This window comes from Paenibacillus allorhizosphaerae (genome assembly GCF_042659105.1).
Taxonomy (GTDB): Bacteria; Bacillota; Bacilli; order Paenibacillales; family NBRC-103111; genus Paenibacillus_G; species Paenibacillus_G allorhizosphaerae.
Genome location: NZ_JBHSRV010000004.1, coordinates 416,680 through 436,160 on the forward strand (window position 1 = coordinate 416,680; position 19,481 = coordinate 436,160).

22 protein-coding genes are annotated in these 19,481 nt (G+C 53.7%); 5 read left to right on the plus strand and 17 right to left on the minus strand.

All coding sequences use genetic code 11. From position 1 onward, the window contains the following. Positions 1–4: 4 nt before the first annotated feature. The 5 genes from ACFQI7_RS18255 to ACFQI7_RS18275 form a co-directional block, all read right to left on the minus strand. Entirely contained in the window at positions 5–496 is a 492-nt protein-coding gene (locus tag ACFQI7_RS18255) for an Lrp/AsnC family transcriptional regulator (protein ID WP_218098258.1), read from the minus strand. A gap of 153 nt (positions 497–649) precedes the next feature. Further along, positions 650–928 carry a hypothetical protein gene (locus ACFQI7_RS18260; protein WP_218098259.1) on the minus strand — a complete coding sequence of 93 codons (279 nt, stop codon included), beginning with the start codon at positions 926–928 and terminating at the stop codon, positions 650–652. Between the two features lie 166 nt (positions 929–1,094). Beyond that, on the minus strand, positions 1,095–2,021 hold the full coding sequence (gene cysK / locus ACFQI7_RS18265) for a cysteine synthase A (RefSeq protein ID WP_218098260.1): 927 nt from the start codon (positions 2,019–2,021) through the stop codon (positions 1,095–1,097). A 57-nt stretch (positions 2,022–2,078) separates the two neighbouring features. Then, positions 2,079–3,143, minus strand: coding sequence for a flavin-containing monooxygenase (locus ACFQI7_RS18270; protein ID WP_218098261.1), 1,065 nt, complete (start codon positions 3,141–3,143; stop codon positions 2,079–2,081). 19 nt (positions 3,144–3,162) lie between these two features. Then, a complete protein-coding gene (locus tag ACFQI7_RS18275; RefSeq protein ID WP_230414795.1) occupies positions 3,163–4,011 on the minus strand; it encodes a cation diffusion facilitator family transporter in 849 nt (282 codons plus the stop codon). Positions 4,012–4,050: 39 nt separating this feature from the next. Between ACFQI7_RS18275 and ACFQI7_RS18280 the strand changes: the two genes are divergently transcribed. Then, the gene (locus ACFQI7_RS18280) at positions 4,051–4,434 is read left to right on the plus strand and encodes a hypothetical protein (RefSeq protein ID WP_377517294.1); all 384 of its coding nucleotides are present in this window, start codon (positions 4,051–4,053) and stop codon (positions 4,432–4,434) included. Here ACFQI7_RS18280 and ACFQI7_RS18285 read toward each other — a convergent pair. The 8 genes from ACFQI7_RS18285 to ACFQI7_RS18320 all read right to left on the minus strand — a co-directional run bounded on the left by ACFQI7_RS18285 (position 4,396) and on the right by ACFQI7_RS18320 (position 12,552). After that, positions 4,396–4,716, minus strand: a complete 321-nt coding sequence (locus ACFQI7_RS18285) for an ArsR/SmtB family transcription factor (RefSeq protein ID WP_218098263.1) — start codon at positions 4,714–4,716, stop codon at positions 4,396–4,398. The two genes, ACFQI7_RS18280 and ACFQI7_RS18285, sit on opposite strands and share 39 nt — an antisense overlap. Positions 4,717–4,888: 172 nt before the next feature. Continuing rightward, positions 4,889–5,308: an SRPBCC family protein gene (locus tag ACFQI7_RS18290; RefSeq protein WP_218098264.1), complete on the minus strand. Its 420-nt coding sequence runs from the start codon at positions 5,306–5,308 to the stop codon at positions 4,889–4,891. 97 nt (positions 5,309–5,405) lie between these two features. Then, positions 5,406–6,248: a helix-turn-helix transcriptional regulator gene (locus tag ACFQI7_RS18295; RefSeq protein ID WP_218098265.1), complete on the minus strand. Its 843-nt coding sequence runs from the start codon at positions 6,246–6,248 to the stop codon at positions 5,406–5,408. A gap of 299 nt (positions 6,249–6,547) precedes the next feature. After that, positions 6,548–7,867, minus strand: coding sequence for an MFS transporter (locus tag ACFQI7_RS18300; RefSeq protein WP_218098266.1), 1,320 nt, complete (start codon positions 7,865–7,867; stop codon positions 6,548–6,550). A 163-nt stretch (positions 7,868–8,030) separates the two neighbouring features. Next, on the minus strand, positions 8,031–8,507 hold the full coding sequence (locus ACFQI7_RS18305) for a hypothetical protein (protein WP_218098267.1): 477 nt from the start codon (positions 8,505–8,507) through the stop codon (positions 8,031–8,033). 188 nt (positions 8,508–8,695) lie between these two features. Further along, positions 8,696–9,115 carry a DUF350 domain-containing protein gene (locus tag ACFQI7_RS18310; RefSeq protein ID WP_218098372.1) on the minus strand — a complete coding sequence of 140 codons (420 nt, stop codon included), beginning with the start codon at positions 9,113–9,115 and terminating at the stop codon, positions 8,696–8,698. Positions 9,116–9,229: 114 nt separating this feature from the next. Beyond that, entirely contained in the window at positions 9,230–9,910 is a 681-nt protein-coding gene (locus ACFQI7_RS18315) for a PspA/IM30 family protein (protein WP_218098268.1), read from the minus strand. 254 nt (positions 9,911–10,164) lie between these two features. Further along, positions 10,165–12,552: an endonuclease MutS2 gene (locus tag ACFQI7_RS18320; protein WP_230414798.1), complete on the minus strand. Its 2,388-nt coding sequence runs from the start codon at positions 12,550–12,552 to the stop codon at positions 10,165–10,167. A gap of 231 nt (positions 12,553–12,783) precedes the next feature. On the opposite strand from ACFQI7_RS18320, the gene ACFQI7_RS18325 reads away from it, so the two are divergent. Further along, entirely contained in the window at positions 12,784–13,152 is a 369-nt protein-coding gene (locus ACFQI7_RS18325) for a phage holin family protein (protein WP_218098270.1), read from the plus strand. Between the two features lie 336 nt (positions 13,153–13,488). Further along, positions 13,489–13,890 (plus strand): cupredoxin domain-containing protein, encoded by a 402-nt coding sequence (locus tag ACFQI7_RS18330; protein WP_218098271.1) that lies wholly within the window; start codon positions 13,489–13,491, stop codon positions 13,888–13,890. A 64-nt stretch (positions 13,891–13,954) separates the two neighbouring features. Here ACFQI7_RS18330 and ACFQI7_RS18335 read toward each other — a convergent pair whose 3' ends face one another. Beyond that, positions 13,955–14,113, minus strand: a complete 159-nt coding sequence (locus ACFQI7_RS18335; RefSeq protein WP_218098272.1) for a hypothetical protein — start codon at positions 14,111–14,113, stop codon at positions 13,955–13,957. Positions 14,114–14,190: 77 nt separating this feature from the next. Next, positions 14,191–15,102, minus strand: coding sequence for a type 2 periplasmic-binding domain-containing protein (locus ACFQI7_RS18340; RefSeq protein WP_218098273.1), 912 nt, complete (start codon positions 15,100–15,102; stop codon positions 14,191–14,193). 199 nt (positions 15,103–15,301) lie between these two features. Here ACFQI7_RS18340 and ACFQI7_RS18345 point away from each other — a divergent pair, with 199 nt between their 5' ends. Together ACFQI7_RS18345 and ACFQI7_RS18350 are read left to right on the plus strand one after the other, a co-directional pair. Next, positions 15,302–15,808 carry a cupin domain-containing protein gene (locus ACFQI7_RS18345; RefSeq protein ID WP_218098274.1) on the plus strand — a complete coding sequence of 169 codons (507 nt, stop codon included), beginning with the start codon at positions 15,302–15,304 and terminating at the stop codon, positions 15,806–15,808. Further along, positions 15,783–16,115, plus strand: coding sequence for a helix-turn-helix domain-containing protein (locus ACFQI7_RS18350; RefSeq protein ID WP_218098275.1), 333 nt, complete (start codon positions 15,783–15,785; stop codon positions 16,113–16,115). The genes ACFQI7_RS18345 and ACFQI7_RS18350 overlap by 26 nt, the downstream gene beginning before the upstream one ends. A gap of 215 nt (positions 16,116–16,330) precedes the next feature. Here the strand turns inward: ACFQI7_RS18350 and ACFQI7_RS18355 are convergent, their stop codons facing one another. After that, complete coding sequence (locus ACFQI7_RS18355) at positions 16,331–16,897, minus strand: CvpA family protein (protein ID WP_218098276.1); 567 nt, start codon at positions 16,895–16,897, stop codon at positions 16,331–16,333. A 4-nt stretch (positions 16,898–16,901) separates the two neighbouring features. Further along, complete coding sequence (locus tag ACFQI7_RS18360) at positions 16,902–19,445, minus strand: hypothetical protein (RefSeq protein WP_377517301.1); 2,544 nt, start codon at positions 19,443–19,445, stop codon at positions 16,902–16,904. Positions 19,446–19,481 lie beyond the last annotated feature (36 nt).

Here is a 19,481-nt window from a genome sequence, read left to right on the forward strand (position 1 = left end):
TCCTTTACGGTGAGATTAGCAGGCGGCGGTCATCCTCATGGTCTTCGAAGGTAATTCCGTCCTGCTTATATTTTTTCAAAATAAAATGCGTCTTCGTGGAGAGCACCCGATCGATCGGGGACAATTTGTTGGACACGAAGGACGCCACTTCTTTCAGCGTCTTTCCTTCAATCTCCACGAGCAGGTCGTACGCTCCCGACATCAAATAAACGGACTTCACTTCCGGATATAAATAAATACGCTCTGCGATCGCATCAAAGCCGCGTCCGCGCTCCGGCGTAATTTGCACCTCGATAAGGGCGGTCACTTTCTCGTTGTCGACCTTCGCCCAATTGACCACCGTGGCGTATTTAACGATGACGTGCGCTTCTTCCAGCTCCCGGATCGCCTCCGCCACTTCCGCCTCCGACGCACCAAGCATGGTCGCGATAAGGGCCGGAGAACGTCGCGCATCCTCTTTGAGAAGCTCGACGATTTTCATCTTAAATTGTTCCATGGTTTGGGTCCTCCTCCAAAGCTTATTTTTTCATATTACACCCAACGGGCTGTATTTGGCAAAGGGAATTGTCGACTGCTTACAGCAAGCAACCCCCATGCAGGCATGGAGGTTAGGCGATTCATCTATGTTCAGCAAAGATTTCCGCATCGTTCATTCAAACATCAGCAGCTTGCGCATATAATTTTCGATTTCCCGCTCCCGGTACGACGGCAACACCGTAAACTCGAATTGCGGCTCGCTGTTGATTCCTTCCACCAGCCGGCCGATCGCCACGAGACGATCATCTTCATCGTATGCGGCGATGACGCGGCGGCTTTGCGAGCACACTTCGTACACGAGCGGCCCCGCCGCGGCGGAATCGGCGATGGAATCCGCCAGTTGCCTGAATTGCGATTCTGCCGGAAGCTCATTATGCAGTGCGATTTTCATACCCGTTCTCCCTTCGAACAGAAATGATAAACATCATCCTGTAATTATTATACACATTTATGTATATTTATTCAATACTTATTTCGTTTATTCCGGGAATAAAAAAGGTGTTTGTCCCGTAGACAAACACCTCTCATTCATTCGTATGCAGTTCCATTGCATGATTTCAAAATATATCCATACTGAGGTACCGCTCGCCCGTATCCGGCGCGATGCACAGTACCCGCTTGCCCTTGCCGAGCTTGTGCGCCACTTGCAGTCCCGTCCACACCGAAGCTCCGGCCGAAGGGCCGACCAGCATCCCTTCCAGCCTGGCCAAGTCCCGCGTTGTCTTCAGAGCGTCTTCATCGGACACCTGGACGATTTCGTCGTAGACGCTCGTATTGAGAATGGCAGGCACGAAGCCGGGGCTTGTGCCGACCAGCTTATGCGGTCCCGGCTGCCCTCCCGATAGTACCGGCGAACCTTTCGGTTCCACGACATAAATCTCGATGCCCGGCAGCTTCTCCCGAAGCACCTCGCCGGTTCCCGTGATCGTTCCGCCTGTGCCGGAAGAAGCGACGAACGCATCGAGCTTGCCTTCCATCTGCTCGATAATTTCAACCGCCGTCGTCACCCGGTGAATATCGGGGTTAGCCTTATTCTCGAACTGCTGCGGAATGAAGCTGTTCGGCGTCCGATCGCGCAGCTCGATCGCCTTGCGGATCGCGCCCGGCATCCGTTCTGCGGCCGGTGTCAGCACGACCTCCGCACCGTATGCCTTCAGCAGGTTGATCCGTTCCTTGGTCATGTTATCCGGCATAACCAGTATCGCTTTGTACCCTTTGGCCGCGGCGTTCATCGCCAGACCGATCCCGGTGTTGCCGCTCGTCGGCTCGATAATCGTAGCTCCGGGCTTGATGATCCCGTCCTTCTCCGCCTGTGCGATCAAATTGAACGCCGCGCGGTCCTTCACGCTTCCGCTCGGATTAAAATATTCCAGCTTCACATAAAGCTCGGCGTCATCCGCTCCGACCAGTCTTCTGACCCGAACCGCCGGAGTGTCGCCGATCAACTCCGTAATGCTGTTTACCATTTTTCTGTTCCCGCTCATGCTGCCGCCGCTCCTTTCGGCATGACCTCCGCTTGGTCATACTGCTAATATTCCCCTTTATTTTATCGGATAAGTGAAGTTTGTCAAGCAATCGACCACATATCGGGCATCCGCCCCTACGCCGCCTAGCAAAGCCGAATTGCGGCTGCGAAGCCACGGAAGTCCCAAATAATATAGCCCGCCCACCGGGCTGATTCCCCGCTCGTGCAGCGGATTGCCCTCTTTATCCAGCGCCACCGGAACGTTCAACCACGCATAGTCCGGACGGAAGCCGGTTGCCCAAACAATATTACGTGCCTCCAGTTCCGTATGATCGGCAAATTGGATGGTTCCGCCGCGCTGTCCCGTCACTCTGGGCCGCAAACGGACGGTTCCGTTCCTGATGGCCCGCTTCAGCTCCGGTACAAATACCGGATCCGGCCGGCGGCGCACCGTGCGTCCGATCAGAGAATCGGCCGGGGCGTTCAAAACACCGCAACGGTCAAGCCACCAAAAGACGCTCCGGTTCATGATTTGGAGCGGAGCGAAGCGCAGCTTGCGGCTGACGGCCAGATGAACTTCCCGGCCGCTTTCGGCCAGCTCCAGTGCGATTTGCGCCCCGGAATTGCCGCCGCCCGCGACAAGGACAGCGCCTTCATGCAGTTGAGAAGGGTTCTTGTATTCGGAGGAATGAAGCTGCACAACGCCGGTCGATAGCTGCTCACTAACGGCAGGAATAAAGGGCTTGCGGAAAGGCCCGGTCGTTATCATGACCTGCCGAGCCTTATATTCTTCTTCGCCGGTTACGATGCTAAAGCCCGTCCCCTCGCTTGTAAGCCGCGTCACGCGCGCGTTAAGCTTTACCGGCAGTTCATGAATGTCGGCGTAATGCGCAAGGTAGTCCGCTACTTCGTCTTTCCCTGGAAAGCCGTCAGGAGCCCCCTTCATCGGAAGCCCCGGAAGCTGGCTGGACGCGCGCGGCGTAAACAGCTTCAACGAGTCGTAACGACTTCGCCACGTTTCTCCAACCGCACTGCCTTCATCGAGCAGTTGGAACGACAACCCTTTTTGCTTTAAAAAATAACCGGCGGCAAGTCCCGCTTGACCTGCCCCGATCACAATGACTTCGTAATTCTTAACCATGCGCTTCACACCTATTTGTTTATACTTTCATCGGTTTATGCATATCTCCGGACTTTTCAATTTGAATGGTCACATGCTGAATATGGAACTGCTTCTCCATCTTGGACACCGCCTGCCGCAAAATTCTCTGGCAATCCGCCTCGGATTCAACGAGCAGATGGCCGCTCAGCGAATCGAGTCCGGAGGATATCGTCCAAATGTGCAGATCATGCACGTCGATCACGCCGGGGATTCGCTCCAACGTCTCGCGCACCTTAATCGAATCGACATGCGGCGGCGCACCTTCCATCAAAATATTCACGCAATGCTTCACGACGCCGAAAGCCCCGCGCAAAATTAGCAGCGACACAAGCACGGAAATGATCGGGTCGGCCCAATACCAGGAAAACACGGTCATTAGAAATCCGGCCGCAATGGCTCCGACCGAGCCGAGCGCATCGCCGATCACATGCAAATACGCACTGCGCATGTTGACATTGTTTTTCACATCGCCCTGACGCATAAGTGACCATGCGCTGGCCAAATTCGCGAGCAAACCGACAAGCGCAATCAACATCATTGCTCCGCCCGCTACTTGCGGCGGGTTTTTCAGCCGCTCGTACGCTTCGTAAATAATGACGACGGCGATGAGCACCAGGGTCACTCCGTTAAATAAAGCGGCCAATATTTCAAAACGATAAAAGCCGTACGTCTTCGCGGCCGATGCCGGTTTGGACGCAAAACGAATAGCCATCAAGCTGAGCAGCAGCGCACCGGTGTCGCTGAGCATGTGCCCGGAATCGGACAATAGCGCCAGGCTGTTCGTGAAAAGCCCTCCGAAAAATTCAAGAAACATGATTCCAGCGGTAATGATCAGTGCGATCGTCAAACCCCGTTTATTTCCGTCACTCGGGCCATGATGATGTCCATGTCCGTGATGGTGCCCGTGACCATGGTGATGATAGTGATGATCGGAATGATTTGCATGATTCTGGTCCTCATCGTGGTCGTGGTTGTGGTCATGCTCACAGCCGTGTTCATGCTTATGATCATGGTCGTGATCACCGTTATGATTTTCCTTACCGGCATGATCATGCCCATGATCGCAGTTACGGTCGTGCTTATGATCGTCATGGCTATACTCTTGCTTGCCTTCAAGGTCATGAGCGCCGTTATGCTCGTGATTGTGATCTTGGTCGTGATTATGGCCTTGCTTATGATCGCTCTCCTTGCGATCACGTTCGTGTTCGTGCTTGCTCATTTCTCTCAGCTCCTAACGATGCTCAGCATGCTGGATGGCCTGCTTCAATAAAGAGATGACATGTTCATCATCGCATGAATAAAACAAACTGTTGCCTTCCCGGCGAAATTTCACAAGCCGCAGCGTACGCAAATAACTGAGCTGATGCGACACGGCCGATTGGGTCAATTGCAGCACTTCCGCAATATGATTAACGGAGCAGGCCTCCTGCGAGAGCAAATACAATATGCGAATGCGCGACGGATCGGACAACGCTTTAAACATAAGCGCAACTTCATCCACCGTGTTTTCTTTCAAAAAGTCATGACCCTGGCACTCAAGCTCCAACTCCATCCACTCCACTCTTTAAAGCTATATGAACATATACTCATATACAATGTATGCCAATCCGCTTCGATTGTCAATATTAATATCTTCCATCGATTGACTTTTCAGGAGCTTTTTTTGAAAGCCAAAAAACCGACCTCCCTTGCTTCAGGGAAACCGGTTCTTTGCAACAACGCGATCAAAGCCGCTTTTTGCCGGCGCCTTCCAGCACCGTTTTCAAATTCCGCAAGTCACTCTCCACCATCCCGGCATCCTTGGCAAACATGTCATCCGTCACGCCGGGCTGCTGGTACAAAGTAAATACGACTTCGCTTCCTCTGCCGTTCGGAATGACACGCAGCGGGATCATCATCTCCTGTCCCGACTCCAGCTTTACGGAGTGATCCAATACGCCGAACTCGTTTCTTTCTACAAAACGAACTTTCACGAGACCTTCCGGGGCTTCGACCAGCCAATCGTCCCCCGATTGCCGGATCGACTTGCAAAAACAAGGTGCCCATTCCGGAAAGTGTACGACGGCGAATATATACTCATATACTTCCTTCGGCGGACTTTCGACGGTAATACTCAATGTTTTGGACGGGTAGACGTAAGTCAACGTTCATCTCTCCTATTCGTATGCAGCGGCTTGCCCTCATCATACCCCGGACCGCGCACCTGCCGCTTGGAAAAAACGGACAAGTCGAGACTTGCCGTCACGTTGCCTCGTTGGAATGAGCCGTTTTAAAAATTTGCGAAGGCGGCAAACCGTAATAACGGTTAAAACTGTGAATTAAATGGGATTGATCATAGTAGCCGTGCTGCGCCGCGATTTCAGCAAAGCGCGACGGAGGAAAGTGAACTAGGTTTAGCAGCACGCTTTGAAATTTAATGATGTGCAGCAATTCCTTCGGACTGATCCCAAGGGCCTGTTGAAACGTTCTTCTCAGGTGCCGCTCACTGTAACTAAGCTTGTCGGCCAGCGCCCCAATGGAAAGATTCCCGCGTGATGCATACATATACTCCATTCCCGATTGCACTACCGAGTCCAAATTCTTCGCGGTATCGCTTGCCGCAAACCATGCCTTCAATTTCGATTCCACGATAGGAATGATGCTTGCAGCCGCGACTCCAGCTGATAATATATGTTCCGACCATAGTCGGCCCTCCATTCCCCACACATCTTCGAGTAACACCCGGTCTCCCACAAAAGAAGAAGCCGGCTGTTTCAAAACGCGATGCACCGTTTCCAAATAAAACCGGATGCCGAATAAAGAACGGTCTTCGGACAGACGCATCACTTCGTACCCGGGCATGAATCCGGTAATGAAAGCTGCGCTGGAAACGGAAGACGGCCGTAAATCAAAAATAATATCCAGGCAACCGTCGGGAATGACGCGATGTTCGACGCTCGTATCCGAAGCGCGGATGTCGACCGTCCAATAACAAGCGACGTATCGCATCAGACTGCTGCTTGGCAAGTATTCGTTATATTTATAATTAGAATCCATTATGTTTTGCTGGATGATTGGCGGTTGGAGAGGACGATAAAGCCGCATTTGTTTCCCCGCTCCTTTGCTGGCATTCATTTCGGGCGCTAGACGGTCACTTGCCCATTTCTTATGGTATCAAAAAGTTCCGCCAATGTCCTCTCACCCGAAGCACAAGCGCGATGCGGCAAATTCCCGAAGCATCGGAAGCCCTTCCCGTTTCCCCATAAAAAAGAAGCCCATTGGCGCAGCATTCGCTTCAACGCCCGCTTTTGACGGACGGCGTAGGAATGTGCAGGACTTCAGCGAAGCGAAACGATAATAGATCGTCTTACGGTGTGCCAGCCTTGGGATGCTTGCTCCGTAAGCTACACGGCATGAATTTTTCTCATCCAATACCATGCCGCGATCGGCGAGCTGCCGATCACTAGCATCAGCCAGTTTATCGCCATCGGCGCCTTCGTAAAAGACAGCACCGTGATGAATAACGCCGTGCCGAGCAGCCGTCCCGCATTGAGCGCAAGCTCCCTCATCACAATGTATTCTTCCCGCCGTTTGGCGCTCTCTTTGTCGCCTCCGATCAGGTCAAATACGGTGGAAGTCATCGGAATTCCATACAACGGGTAAAAGAGCGCGGCCCCGATCCCGAACAGGAGCAATGTCGCAAAATTCACTTTCCAAAAAAACGGCAGGATGATCAGCACCAGCATAACCGCTCCGACCAGCATGGCCGCCCTGCGGTATCGGGGCTTCAGAAGCCTCCCCGCCACCATAAAACTAATCAACGCGACTGCGGAAGTGATCAGGGCGAAATTGCCCAAGCTCATCTCGCTGCCGGTATGCACGTAGACGAGCAGTCCGATCATGAAGCCGAAGACGCCTTCGCGAAACCCTTGCGCCATAAGCGCAAGACCGACCGTGCGCCATGCGGTCTCTTTTTGCCGCAAGCATCTCCAGGTCAGCAGCCATTCGTACTCGCCCGCCGTTTTGCGTTTTTTCAGGAAGAAGCTAACCACGACTCCAATTACAAACACCACAAGGGAAATTGTGAAAATGAGCCGGTACCCGGTTGACGCCTGCATACGAACGATCAGGAAGCCGGAAATCCAAGGAGCGATCATGCCCGCACCCGATCCGAGCAGTCCCGCCCATCCGTTAAACCGATCCCTGCTGTCCGGATCCGTCACCTCGAAATAAACGACGTTGAAGGCCAGCCAGAACAGTCCCGCTGACATCCCCTGCACAACACCGAGCAGCACAAAATAATCGACCGCTCGGGCACCGAACCACAGCACCAGCAAATAAAACAGAGCGGAAATCGCCACGCCGAAGCGAAGGCAGTTCATCTTATTATGCTCCTTGACCCATTTGCCCGCGAGCCAAAACGTAACGGCCATCGTCAAATGATGCACCAGCGTAAACCAGCCGATCAGCGTCAAATCGCGGCTTGCTTTCCACAAATACACGTTGACGAACGTACCCGACAGCGCGTTTGCGGCTGCAAACAACCCGTTTACCGCCAAAAGCAGCTTGGACTGCCCGGAGAGCGGCCCGCTTTTTCCCGCGGCGGATCCCCCCTCGGAGGCACCCTGCCCTTTGCCTATTTGCTGCCAAGTATGTTCCTGTGCACCGGCTTCGCCGCGGCTGCGAATCGCGGGAAACGCGTGATGTTTCGAATCTGAATGCATGCTCTCACCTATATCAACGTAATGTCTTAGTTAACCTTCCCCATTCGGTGAAAAACATGACAAGCAACAGCATTCCTTTCCCGCGCAATAACCATGATCGCCCGAAACGCGCTCTTTCCCCGGCAAAAAAAAGAAACCGCCACAGCGGTTTCGTGCGACGATCTTAAGGTTTGACTTGCTTCAACAGTTCTACCATGGCGAGCCGGTCCGATTCCGATAGATGCCGCTCGACGAGAAAACAGGAAGGACAAACATATACCTGTGCCTTGAATGAAGCGGTGAGCAACGGCTGATTCACCGTCTCGTGCACGTGAGGTACGAACGAAGCATCGGCGTTCTGGGTGCCGGCAAGCAGCATAAAGCTGCGGCAGGACGGGCAGTCCGGCGCCTCTTCCTGATGATCCAGCACGTGCTGGACCGCTTCCTCGTACTCATCCATGAGTTCGAGCTCATCGTCGTCGTATTCTTCATCCTCGTCAAACGCAATCGATTGATCGGGTTCCGTTACCGTCAAATTGATGCTGCGGTAATCGCCCAGATCGTTGAAGCAATGCGGACATGCTTCCTCGGGCCCGATCTCCGGGTCCCATACAATTTCCGTTTGACACCAAGGGCATATTTGGTCTTCGTTTTTGGGCATACGTCATTTCCTCCCCGTAAGCAGCGGCTCGCCTATTGGTCCAGCCCCGTCTCACGCATATTTAATAAAATAGTAAACGCCTACGCCGATAAAAACAAGCGCAAGCGCTAACAAGGTGCCCCATAAATACTTCAAGGACGACCCTCCTCCAATCTATGAGAGACACGTGTATTCGCGGGGAGCGATGATCAGGTGACGCTGGCGCCCACAACGTAAGACAGCGAAATCGAGATCATCATGGAAATCAACCCGACGGCGCGATTATCGTTCTTGATCTGCTCGTCAATTTTGAAATACGGCGTTAAAAATTCGAATATAAAATAAGCGACAAGCAATAAAACAAAGCCGTACCCCGCCCAAATCAGCGCATGAAGGATGGAGTCGTTATTCAAAATGGAAAACCGGAACAAGTTGCATATTCCGAATATTTTGCCGCCCGTAGCCATCGCGACGGCAACGTTGCCGTTCTTGATTTCATCCCAATCCTTGTACTTCGTCACAAGCTCGAATACGGCCAGAAACACGATTAGCGCAAGAACGGCCACTGAAAAAAACGCTAACGTCTCCACAAAAGGATTCGCCATCAAACGGTCCACCTCTTTAGTCATCATTTGCTTTACTCGCCCCCTGCCTTTCGCCCGGAAGGTGCAGAAAGTGATTCGTTACCAGACATCCGAAGAGACTGAAGGCCGCGCCTTCAGTCTCCTTTTATCGCTTCCCGCTTATTCGGATTGCTTCTTCGCGGCAAGCTTCGCTCTCAACGCAGCCAGCTCATCGTCGACCCCGTCGCTCTTGTCAAGCGCGTTCAGCTCGTCATCCAGATCTTTCCCTTTGGAGCGCAGCTCGTTGCTTGCCTCCGCTTCGGCTTCCAGCTGAAGCACTTTCTCGCTCATGCGGTCGAACCCTTTGGCGGCATTGTCTGTGCCGAAGCCGGACATCGCCTGGTTGATTTGTTTTTGCGCCTTAGCCGCTTCCGCACGGGCAACAAGCAAGTCTTTTTTGTTTTTCAGCTTGCTGAATTCGTCTTTCATCTCGGACAGCTGATCGCGGAGACGATCGGCGTTCGTTTTGGCCGTGTCGTACTGCTTCTTCATCTCGTCGAACTTCAGCTGATGCTCTTTCTTGTCCTGCAGCGCGCGGCGAGCCAAGTCTTCATTGCGCGCTTCCAGCGCTTTGAGCGCCTGCTCTTCACGCTTCTGTACCATGTCGCCGGCTTCTTCATATTGCTGCTTGAATTTCTTCTCGATCGCGATTTGTTTGGCAACGGCAACCTCAGCTTCACGGATATCTTCTTCCATGTCGCGAAGGAATTGGTTCAGCATTTTCACCGGATCTTCGGCTTTGTCGAGCAAGTCGTTGATCGAAGCCATCGTCAAGTCACGCAGTCTTTTGAAAATCCCCATAAGTAAATCCTCCCGTATTGATTTATTCGTTCAGCTGCCAGCAGATTATAAAACATCGATGTTTATATTTTTATATACGGAGTTTCCCGTTCCCCGTTTCAAGAATGGGAAAAAAACTTCTACGTACGCATGCAAATAGGCATTTCATTCCCAGCTATTTTGAAAGAGCGGAAAGTTCTTCGCTCAACAGGGTTTCGGCTTTCTAAAAAATGTATTCGCGTTCCCTGGGGTGAATTCCTTTCTGAAGGGCGAGATTATTTTAATTCCGCCACCGTGACCCCTGCGCCGCCTTCGTTGTAATTGCCCATCCGGTAGCTTTTGACATGCTTATGCTTGCGGAGAAATTCCTGAATTCCCGTCCGTAATACGCCGGTTCCTTTGCCGTGAATAATATACACTTGCCCGAAATTGGAAAGATACGATTCGTCCAGAAACCGGTCGACCTCGATAATGGCCTCTTCGACGTTGGCCCCGCGCAAATCGAGCTCCATCTTCGCGTTCTCGTCCCGGGTGCGCTTCAGCGTCGAGGTCGCCTGCTGTGGCGGTTTTTTCTGTGAGGCAGACGCCTGCTTCACCAGCTCGACGTCCGACCGGTTCACTTTCATCTTCAAAATGCCGAGCTGCACCGAAACTTCCTGGTCGCCGACCAGTTCCACCACGTGGCCGCGCTGCCCGACGCTCGTGACCAGCACCTCGTCGCCCGGCTCCACGCGGTCGGCTTTCTTCTTGGGCGTAAGCGGCTTGTGCTTCGCCTTCAGTTCCGGCACGGCGTCGTTCAGCTTGCGTTTGAGCTCGCCCAGCTTATGATCCTTAACGCCCCCGGCTTCTTCCCGCTGCAGGCGGCGCAGCTCCGCGATCACTTCATCGGCTTCGCGGCGCGCCTTCGCCACCGCATCGCTCGCCTCGCGCTCCGCCTTCTCGAACAGCTTATCCCGCTGTTCGTCGAAGCTGCGGCGCTCGCGTGCGAGCTGCTCGCGCAGCGTCTCCACCTCGCGGCGCAGCTGCTCCGCGCTTACGCGCTCCGCCTCGGCCTGCAGCCGGTTCTCCTCCAGCGTCGCAATCATCGATTCGACGCGTTGATCTTCTTCGCCGACCTGGCCGCGCGCATGCTCGATAATCGGCTTCGCCAAACCGAGCCGTTCGGCGATCGCGAACGCATTGCTTCGACCCGGGACGCCGACGAGCAGGCGGTACGTCGGACGGAGCGTCTGCACGTCGAATTCCATGCTGGCGTTAATGACGCCTTGGCGATCGAACGCGTATGCTTTCAGCTCGCTGTAATGGGTCGTCGCAATGACGCGACAGCCCATGCGGTGAATATGCTCCAATATCGAAATGGCGAGCGCCGAACCTTCCGCAGGATCCGTTCCGGCACCAAGTTCGTCGAGCAGCACGAGGCTTTTCGGCGTCATTTCTTTTAATATGCGAATAATGTTCGTCATATGGCTGGAAAACGTACTAAGATTTTGCTCAATGCTTTGTTCGTCGCCGATATCAGCATAAATCGCATCGAACACGCAAAGCTGGCTGCCCTCTTCCGCGGGGACGAACAATCCCGACATGGCCATCAACGACAATAATCCGACTGTCTTCAGCGATACCGTCTTCCCGCCGGTGTTCGGTCCGGTTACGATAATCGTCGAATATTTATTGCCCAGCTCCACATCGATCGGCACGATATGTTCGGGCGAAATGAGCGGATGTCTTCCTCGTTTCAGCTTGATGAAGCCGCGGTCGTTAAGCAGCGGCAGCGTCGCTTTCATTTCCCTCGCGAGACCCGCTTTGGCGAATATAAAGTCAAGCTCGGCGAGCGCCTCCACGTTCACGAGCAGCGGATCGGCGGCTTCGGCTACGAGGGCGGACAAAGCACGCAATATTTTTTCGACCTCGGCTTCTTCCTTCAGCTTCAATTCCCTTACGCGGTTGTTCAGCTGAACGACAGCTTCCGGTTCAATAAACAGCGTTGCGCCGGAGGCGGACTGGTCGTGAATCATGCCGCCGAAATGGCCGCGGTACTCCTGCTTCACCGGTATGACATAACGGTCTCCTCGAATGGTGACCAGATTCTCTTGCAGCATCTTTTGGATGGAAGGTGTACGCACCATCTGCTCCAGGCGTTCCCGGGCTCTCGATTCGCTAGTCCGCAGCTCGCTCCGGATTCGCGAAAGATCCGTACTTGCCGAATCAAGGACGGCGGCATTGTCGTCGATGCACCCGCGAATCCGGTCCTCCAGCGGTTTATGATCGGTAATGCGCTCCGTCAGCAGGAGAAGTATCGGAATCGGATGATCGTCGCTCACATCCGCCAAAAATTTTTCTAGACGCCGGCCGCCCTGGCTCGTAAGGGCCACATCCAGTAATTCTCCGGGGTTCAGCATGCCGCCAATCCGGGCCCGGTGAATCGCCGGACGAATATCGCGGATGCCACCGAAGGGAGCCCCTCCCTTGAGCCGGTCTACATTAACCGCTTCCTCCGTTGCTTGCAGGCGCTGCTTGACCGTTTGGAATTCGCCGCTCGGTTCAAGCTCCTCCACCCGCTGCTTGCCGGCTGTTGTGGCCGCATGTCCGGCGCATTTATGGATAATGGCGTGAAAATCAAGCGTCGTTAATATTTTATGGTTATAGCTATTCGTTCGGTTCAAAAGTGACCTTCCTCTCTTTCGTGCGCCAAAGACCTCATATGATTTTATATTATAACCAACCCGCAAAGCTAAAGCTATCGGGGAACCCCTGACTTTTCCATTCATAAAGCACGTATGCGCAGGCTACCCTAAATGGTGCACCGTAGTAACAGCTTATGTCGCCAACGCGATGTACGCTGCCGATGTTGACTCGATCGAACGCCACACTTTAACGAAGGAGGAATCAGACTGATGCATTTGCTTGGACATCTCGTCAGATTTATCGTATCTGCTTTGATGCTGATCATTGTATCTTGGATCGTTCCGGGTTTCAGTGTCGGAGGCTTCTGGAGCGCTTTCTTCCTAGCCTTGGTGATCGCCGTTGCCGCATGGGTTATTGAAGGAGTGTTCGGCAAAAGAATTACGCCGTTTGGCCGGGGAATCGTCGGTTTCCTGGTCAGCGCACTGGTCATTTGGCTGGCGCAATTTATTGTAAGCGGTGTGTCGACAAGCATCATCGGTGCAATCTTGGCCGCATTGGTCATCGGGATCATCGACCTGTTCATTCCTGTGAAGACGCCGTTCGAAGGCGGGATCTCCGGGCGTGAACGCGCCAAGTAAGAAAATCAGCTGCGGCATCGTCGCGGCTGATTTTTTTATGCAACTTTATATTATATGGTTAATGCAATCAGCGCGGCTTCTCAAGGGAAAAGTTCGTTTTTACATAAACAATACCGGGTTGATGGTCTTATAAAAATGCGTCGTGGTCGGTTGTTTAAAACAATCGCAATCGCTAAAAACACCGCTGTCTGTGAATATACTCACAATCGGTTCATTCGTTCACCGGAGGTTCAAGATGTTGTCACCGGTTCGTCACTGCAATTTTTTTTATTTTTGCTAATATAAGGAATGTAAGCACAATTAAAATAATGGAATGGTTGAGAGGGGAAATTTCTCATGAAAAAAACGATCGTATTGGCCGTAGCCATCGCGTTGGTATTCGCATTATCCGCTTGCGGAACGAAGGAACAAGCGGCACCTGCCTCCACGCCGCCGGCAGGGGACAGCACCGCGGCCGCAGGCGGCGGCGCAGCGACCGACTTGAAGCTTGTGGCGAAAAACTTTGAATTCGATCAAAAAGAATACAAAGTGAAAAAAGGGCAAACCGTCAACGTTTCGCTTGAAAATAAAGAAGGCATCCACGGCGTCGAAATCAAAGGCTTGAAAGTAAAATTGGACAATAATGCGAAAACGGCTTCGTTCAAAGCCGATAAAGAAGGATCGTACGATATTATTTGCACCGTTCCTTGCGGCGCAGGTCATGTCAACATGAAAGCAAAGCTGGTTGTGGAAGCATAATTTAATATAATACAAAGAACCCAAATAAAGGCGAAGCCCCTTCCGTGAATGGAGGGGCTTCGCCTTATTTTTTGGCTGCTTTCTCCGCCTCGATCAGTTTGTCCGCTTCTTCCTGTGCGCTGCGGATTACCGTATTGATATCGGTGCTGTTCGCCCGTATTTTTTTCTCCGCATTATCTATCGCTTTCACTACGATATCGTCGTATCGCGTCGGCTGTGCCATCGTTCCGTATCGGCTCTTGAAGACGGCTTGCGTATTTTTGCCTTGCAGCGATTTGAAATTTTCGCCGAATTGTTTCTTTAGATATCGTCCTTCAGCGCGGAAATAAATCCGCCCTTCGCCAGTTTGTTCTGCACTTCCCGGCTGGTCGATAAATAGGAGACGATCTTGAAGGCATCGTCTTTATTCTTGGCCGTCGAAGAAACCGCGAGCACATGAGCCATGGTCACGATATTTTTGGACGGGGCGTTCTTCGGAACCGGGTACGACACCATATCCCAGTCCAACTTCACGCCTTGTTTCATCAACTCTTCGATCTCCTCAAGTCGGCCGCCGGAGGAAGTGTACATGGCGACGGTCTGGTCTTTCTCGAATCCGGCCACGCCTCTTTTCCCTGCTTTGTTGTCGGGAATGTCTTGAATCGAACGGTACAGGTCGAACACGTACTTCCACTTTTCGCTCGTCAGATCGGCTTTCTCCGTTTTCGGATCGACGAAAGGAACCAGCAGGTTTTGTGCCGTTAAACGCATGGAATTCGGATCAATCGCGACGATATCCGGGTTGCCAACTGCGCGTCGATAAAATTTGATGAGGTTTAGCGTCGGGGTAAATATAATGTCCGGGAATTCGCCCGCAGTCATTAACTGGTTGATCGATGCCTTGCTCTCGCGGATCAGCTCCAGCGTCACATTAGGATATTTGCTCTTGACCGGTTTGGCAAACAGTTCTTCGAATTCGCTGTCGGTAATGCCCGCGCTCGACTGGAAAACTTGCAGGGTCACCGGTTTGCCTTCGTTTACCTGCTCGTCCACGGTCTTTTTGGCCGTACCGTTATCATTGGCCGCTTTCTCGTTATTGCCCACAGCGGATCGATTCCCCCGCCGTTTCCCGTACCGCTGCAAGCCGTGACCAGCGATAAAATGCAAGCTATCCCCAGCGACATAAAAGCTCTCATCCGAAACCCCTTCATACCCTTCCTCCTCCTGAATCATCGTATTTTGCGCCTTGAGGGCATCGCCGACCGATCCGCACAGCTCCGAGCTTCCCCCTCAACATGGGCCCAGCCCGGTTTCTTCTTTTTTTTTATTTACGGAACGACTACAATTTTAATTGTAGGAAATATATAGGCGGATTTTTATTGCCGATCCGGGTCAATTTATACGCTTTTTTGCGAAGTATTCGGAGGGAGGATTGTCCGGCATCTTCACGCTGTCCAAGCCCGAAAATTTTTGCAATAAAAGGCACTACCACAAGCAAGTGGAAATGCTGTACATACTGGAAGGGCAGCTTGAAGTTTACGTGGAACAAGACATGTTCACCCTCCGCGACGGGGATATCGTTCTGATCGGCTCCAGCGAGCTGCATCGCGACCGGGCGTTTTCCGTCAAATACATCGTTTTTCAATTCGACTGCCAGCAATACCTTGACCCGACGACGCTCCCCTATTTGAAATTTTTCATGAACGCCAACACGCAGCAAGCTGAACTATATTCTCTCGGACCACGCCGATGCCAAACATACGATCCAAAACGTTATTCAAACGATATATCAGGAAGCGAAAGCAAAGAAACCGGGGTACGAACTGGCGATCAGCATGTTGATCCGGCAAATTTTGCTGACCTTTATGCGTTACGACAGCAGACAGGTGCTGCCCGTACACGAACGCAAGTATATGCATCTGTTACGACCCGTGCTTGATTACATTGAAACGAATATCGCGGCCAAGCCGGATCTGGGGATCGCCAGTAAAATGGTGAATATGAGCTACTACCATTTCACGAAATGCTTTAAAGAGATGATGGGAATGACGTTCGTGGATTACGCAAACTTCAACAAAATTAAAATGGCGGAACGGCTTCTGCTGACGGAGGATTTAAGCATTGAACAAGTCGGGGAGCAAATCGGGATGAACAATATGGGGCATTTTTACAAAACCTTTAAAAGATACAACAGCTGTTCGCCAAAGCAATTCCGGAGCAAAATGAAAATATGGACCAGATCGTAGATGTCCGGTGCGATCGATTCGATAGGATCGCCTAAAACGCCCTATCGGATATGCGAAGGTCGCTTCGCGATCGGAATGAGCATCCCAGAACTCCGTCGCTCTTGGCACGCTCGTGTTGCTTAATTAACGAAAAAGCACCCCCTTCCGACGGAAGACGGGGTGCTTTTTGCATGGTATGGCCAAGTCATATTCAATCGATACGGGCTCGCATTGCGCTATGTTTTAATACCGTCGTTTGTGCTTTTACGGTTGTTCCATAGCTCCTGCAGCTTCTCGGTAATGACGGGCGTATGCTCCAAGATGTAAGGCGCCAGCTGCGACTGCTTCAACAGCTTTTGCGCCGTGTCGTTCGGCACTACCGTCATGACATGGACGGCTACAACAGCGATCAGCAGCGCTTCGACCAGGCCGAGCGCGGCGCCGCTCCACTGGTTGATTTGCTTTAGCCCGGGAGCGGAAGCAAGCAGGTTGAGCAGCCGTCCGGCAATGCTGAAGGCGAGCTTGACGCCGAACAACAGCACGGCGAAAGCCAGCGCATTGTAGATGTATGTATCCAGTTTCAAATCTTTGGCCAAATATTCGTATTGCTGGTACGTTTCATACCCTGACAAGCCTAGGGTGTCTCTCAGAAAAGGGGCAACGTCGTCGTAAAACGCGAAAGCTACAATATAAGCGATGAACAGGCCGACAAACGACACGATTTGCGCCACCAAGCCGCGGGCAAAGCCCAAAACCGTTCCGGCAGCGATCACTACCAGAACGGCCCAGTCCAATCCGTTCATGCCTTTATTCCTTCTCTACGAGTTCGATCCACTCGTTGTATTCCACTTGCAGCTTCTCATATTCGGACTGGAGCGATTGCAGCTCATGGAACACTTGCTCCGCCTTCTCCTGCTGTACGCTGTAATCCGCCTGCAGCGCCTCATGCCGCTTCTTCTGCTCTTTCAATTCTTCCTGCTGCTCGTTAAACAATTCGTTCTGCACTTCAAGCTCCTCGCGAAGCTGCGCCAGTTCCTTCTGCAAATGATCCGTTCCGGCCGCCTGCTTGAGAAGCTCCGCTATGCGGGCTTCCTGTGTCGCTAGCCGCTGCTCGAGCTGCTGCCGCTCGCTGACGGCGGCATCCTGCCGCTGCTCGAGCGCGGCGCATTGTTCCTGCAGCGCGCGGCCGAGCTCCTCCGCCGCTTCCCGTTCGCTGCGCAGCCTTGCAAGCTCCGCTTCGCGCTCAGCCAGCAATCGCTCGATCTCAGTGCTTCGGGCCTGCTGCTGGTCTGCGGCCTGCAGCGCCCGGACTTCCTGCAGGCTGAGACGCTCCGCAAGTTTCTCGTGCTTCTCTTCCAGCTCGCTGTATATCGCGAGCTGCAGTTCAAGCTCTTCCTGCTGCTCATGCAGCTTCAGGCGCAGCTCGTCCGCATGCGCGGCCTGTTCTTCGCTTCGCTTCTGCCACTGGCTGCTGCTCTCCTGCAGCTGCAAGTTGTACGACTGCTGCTGTGCAAGCTGCTGCTCCAGGCTTCGGCCGCGTTCTTCCCGCTCCGCGAGCTCCTGCTGCCGTTCCGCCAGCTCCCGCAACCGCTCCGCTTCGCTTGCCTCGAGCCTGCGCTCGAGCTCTGCCAGGCGCTCCGCCTGTGCCGCCGCCTGGGCGCTGGCGCGCTCCTTCGCTTCCGCAAGCTGCCGCTGCAGCTCCCCTGTGCGTATGGCAAGCTCGCGTTCCAGCACAGCTTGTCGATCTCCGCTGCTCGCCTGCAGCTGCGCATGCTCCGATTCGAGCTCGCTGTACAGCTCCTGCTGCAGCCCAAGCTCTTCTTGCTGCTCGCTATACCGGCGCTGCAGCGCATCAAATTCTTCTTGCAGCCCGTCCCCGCGCAGCAGCAGCTCACGGGACTGTTCCAGCTGTTCGCCGAGCTGCTGCTGCAGGCGGCGGCGCTGCTCTTGGTGCTCCGCGTGCTCGGCCGCGGCGGCAGCTTCCTGCTGCGCGAGGGCTTCGCGCAGCTCGGTTTCTCGCGCCGCGTGCTCGGCCGCGGCGGCAGCTTCCTGCTGCGCGAGAGCTTCGCGCAGCTCGGTTTCTCGCGCCGCGAGCTCGGCCGCGGCGGCTTCTTGCTGCTGCGCGAGGGCTTCGCGCAGCTTGGTTTGTTGCGCCGCGAGCTCAGCCGCGGCGGCTTCTTGCTGCTGCGCGAGGGCTTCGCGCAGCTTGGTTTGTTGCGCCGCGAGCTCAGCCGCGGCGGCTTCTTGCTGCTGCGCGAGGGCTTCGCGCAGCTTGGTTTCCTGCGCCGCGAGCTCGGCGACGCGCGCCGTCTCGGCTTGCAGCGCCGCCGTCATTCGGGCGCGCTCGTCTTCGAGCTGCCGCTGCAGCTCGCTTTCCCGGCTGCCGCTTGTTTCCTGCAGCTCCTGGTAGAGCGCTTCCTGCAGCTCTGCCTCTTGCCGCAAGCCGGACAATTGCTCCTGCAGTTGATCGACCTGCTCGCCGAGTTCGCCGTACAAATGTTCCCGTTCGGTTAACTGTTTGGCTAATTGCTCCCTTTCGCTCAGCGCTTCCAGCAGCCTACGATCCAAATCGGTTGTCCGCTTTTCCTGCGCGGCGAACCGTTCCTTGAGCTGTCGCTCCGTTTCCGCCAGCTTGGCCAGTTGCGCGTCTCGATCCTCCAAGCGTGCCCGCATGTTCTCACGATCCAGCGTCTGTTCCGCTGCGCGATGTTCGAGCGTTCGCTTGGCCTTCTCCAATTCGGCAATGCGCTGCTTGCGCTGTGCCGATTCCTGCTCGTTGGCGGCACAGGTCGCCTCAAGCTCCTGAGCGCGAGCCTCCGTTTCAAACAGCTTCCGCTCAAGCTCGCCCGTCAAACCCTGCAATCCGGTCAGACGTTCGCGATCCGACGCGTGCTCCGCCTCGAGTACTTCCCGGCGCTTGTCGAGCTCGCTGAACTGCGATGTTATCCGATCAAGTTCTTCTGCAGTGGCCTCGCGCTCCGCCTTCAGCGTATCCCGTTCGACCGTCAAAGCTTTCACTTGCTCTTGCCCGTCGCTAAGTTCCTGCTGCAACCGCGCATGCTTTTCGCTCAGAACGGACAAGTCCTCCTTCGCCTTCTCCAGTTGACGCTGCCTGGCAAGCGATTCCTCCAGCTCCTGCTGCATTCGGCTCCATTCGTCCGCCATATTGACTGCGGCGAGCACGGCAATTTTGGACAAGTCCAAACGGGGGCTGTTCTGCGCAATTCTATGCATTTGGTCGTTTACAATGGCGACCACTCGTTTTATATAAGAAGGGCTGGATTTGGAAACCAGCTTATACTGGGTGCCATAGATGTCGACGGTCATCTTGACTTTCTCTTCACCGCTCACAGACGTTGCTCCCCTTTCCACGACAAAAAAAATTCT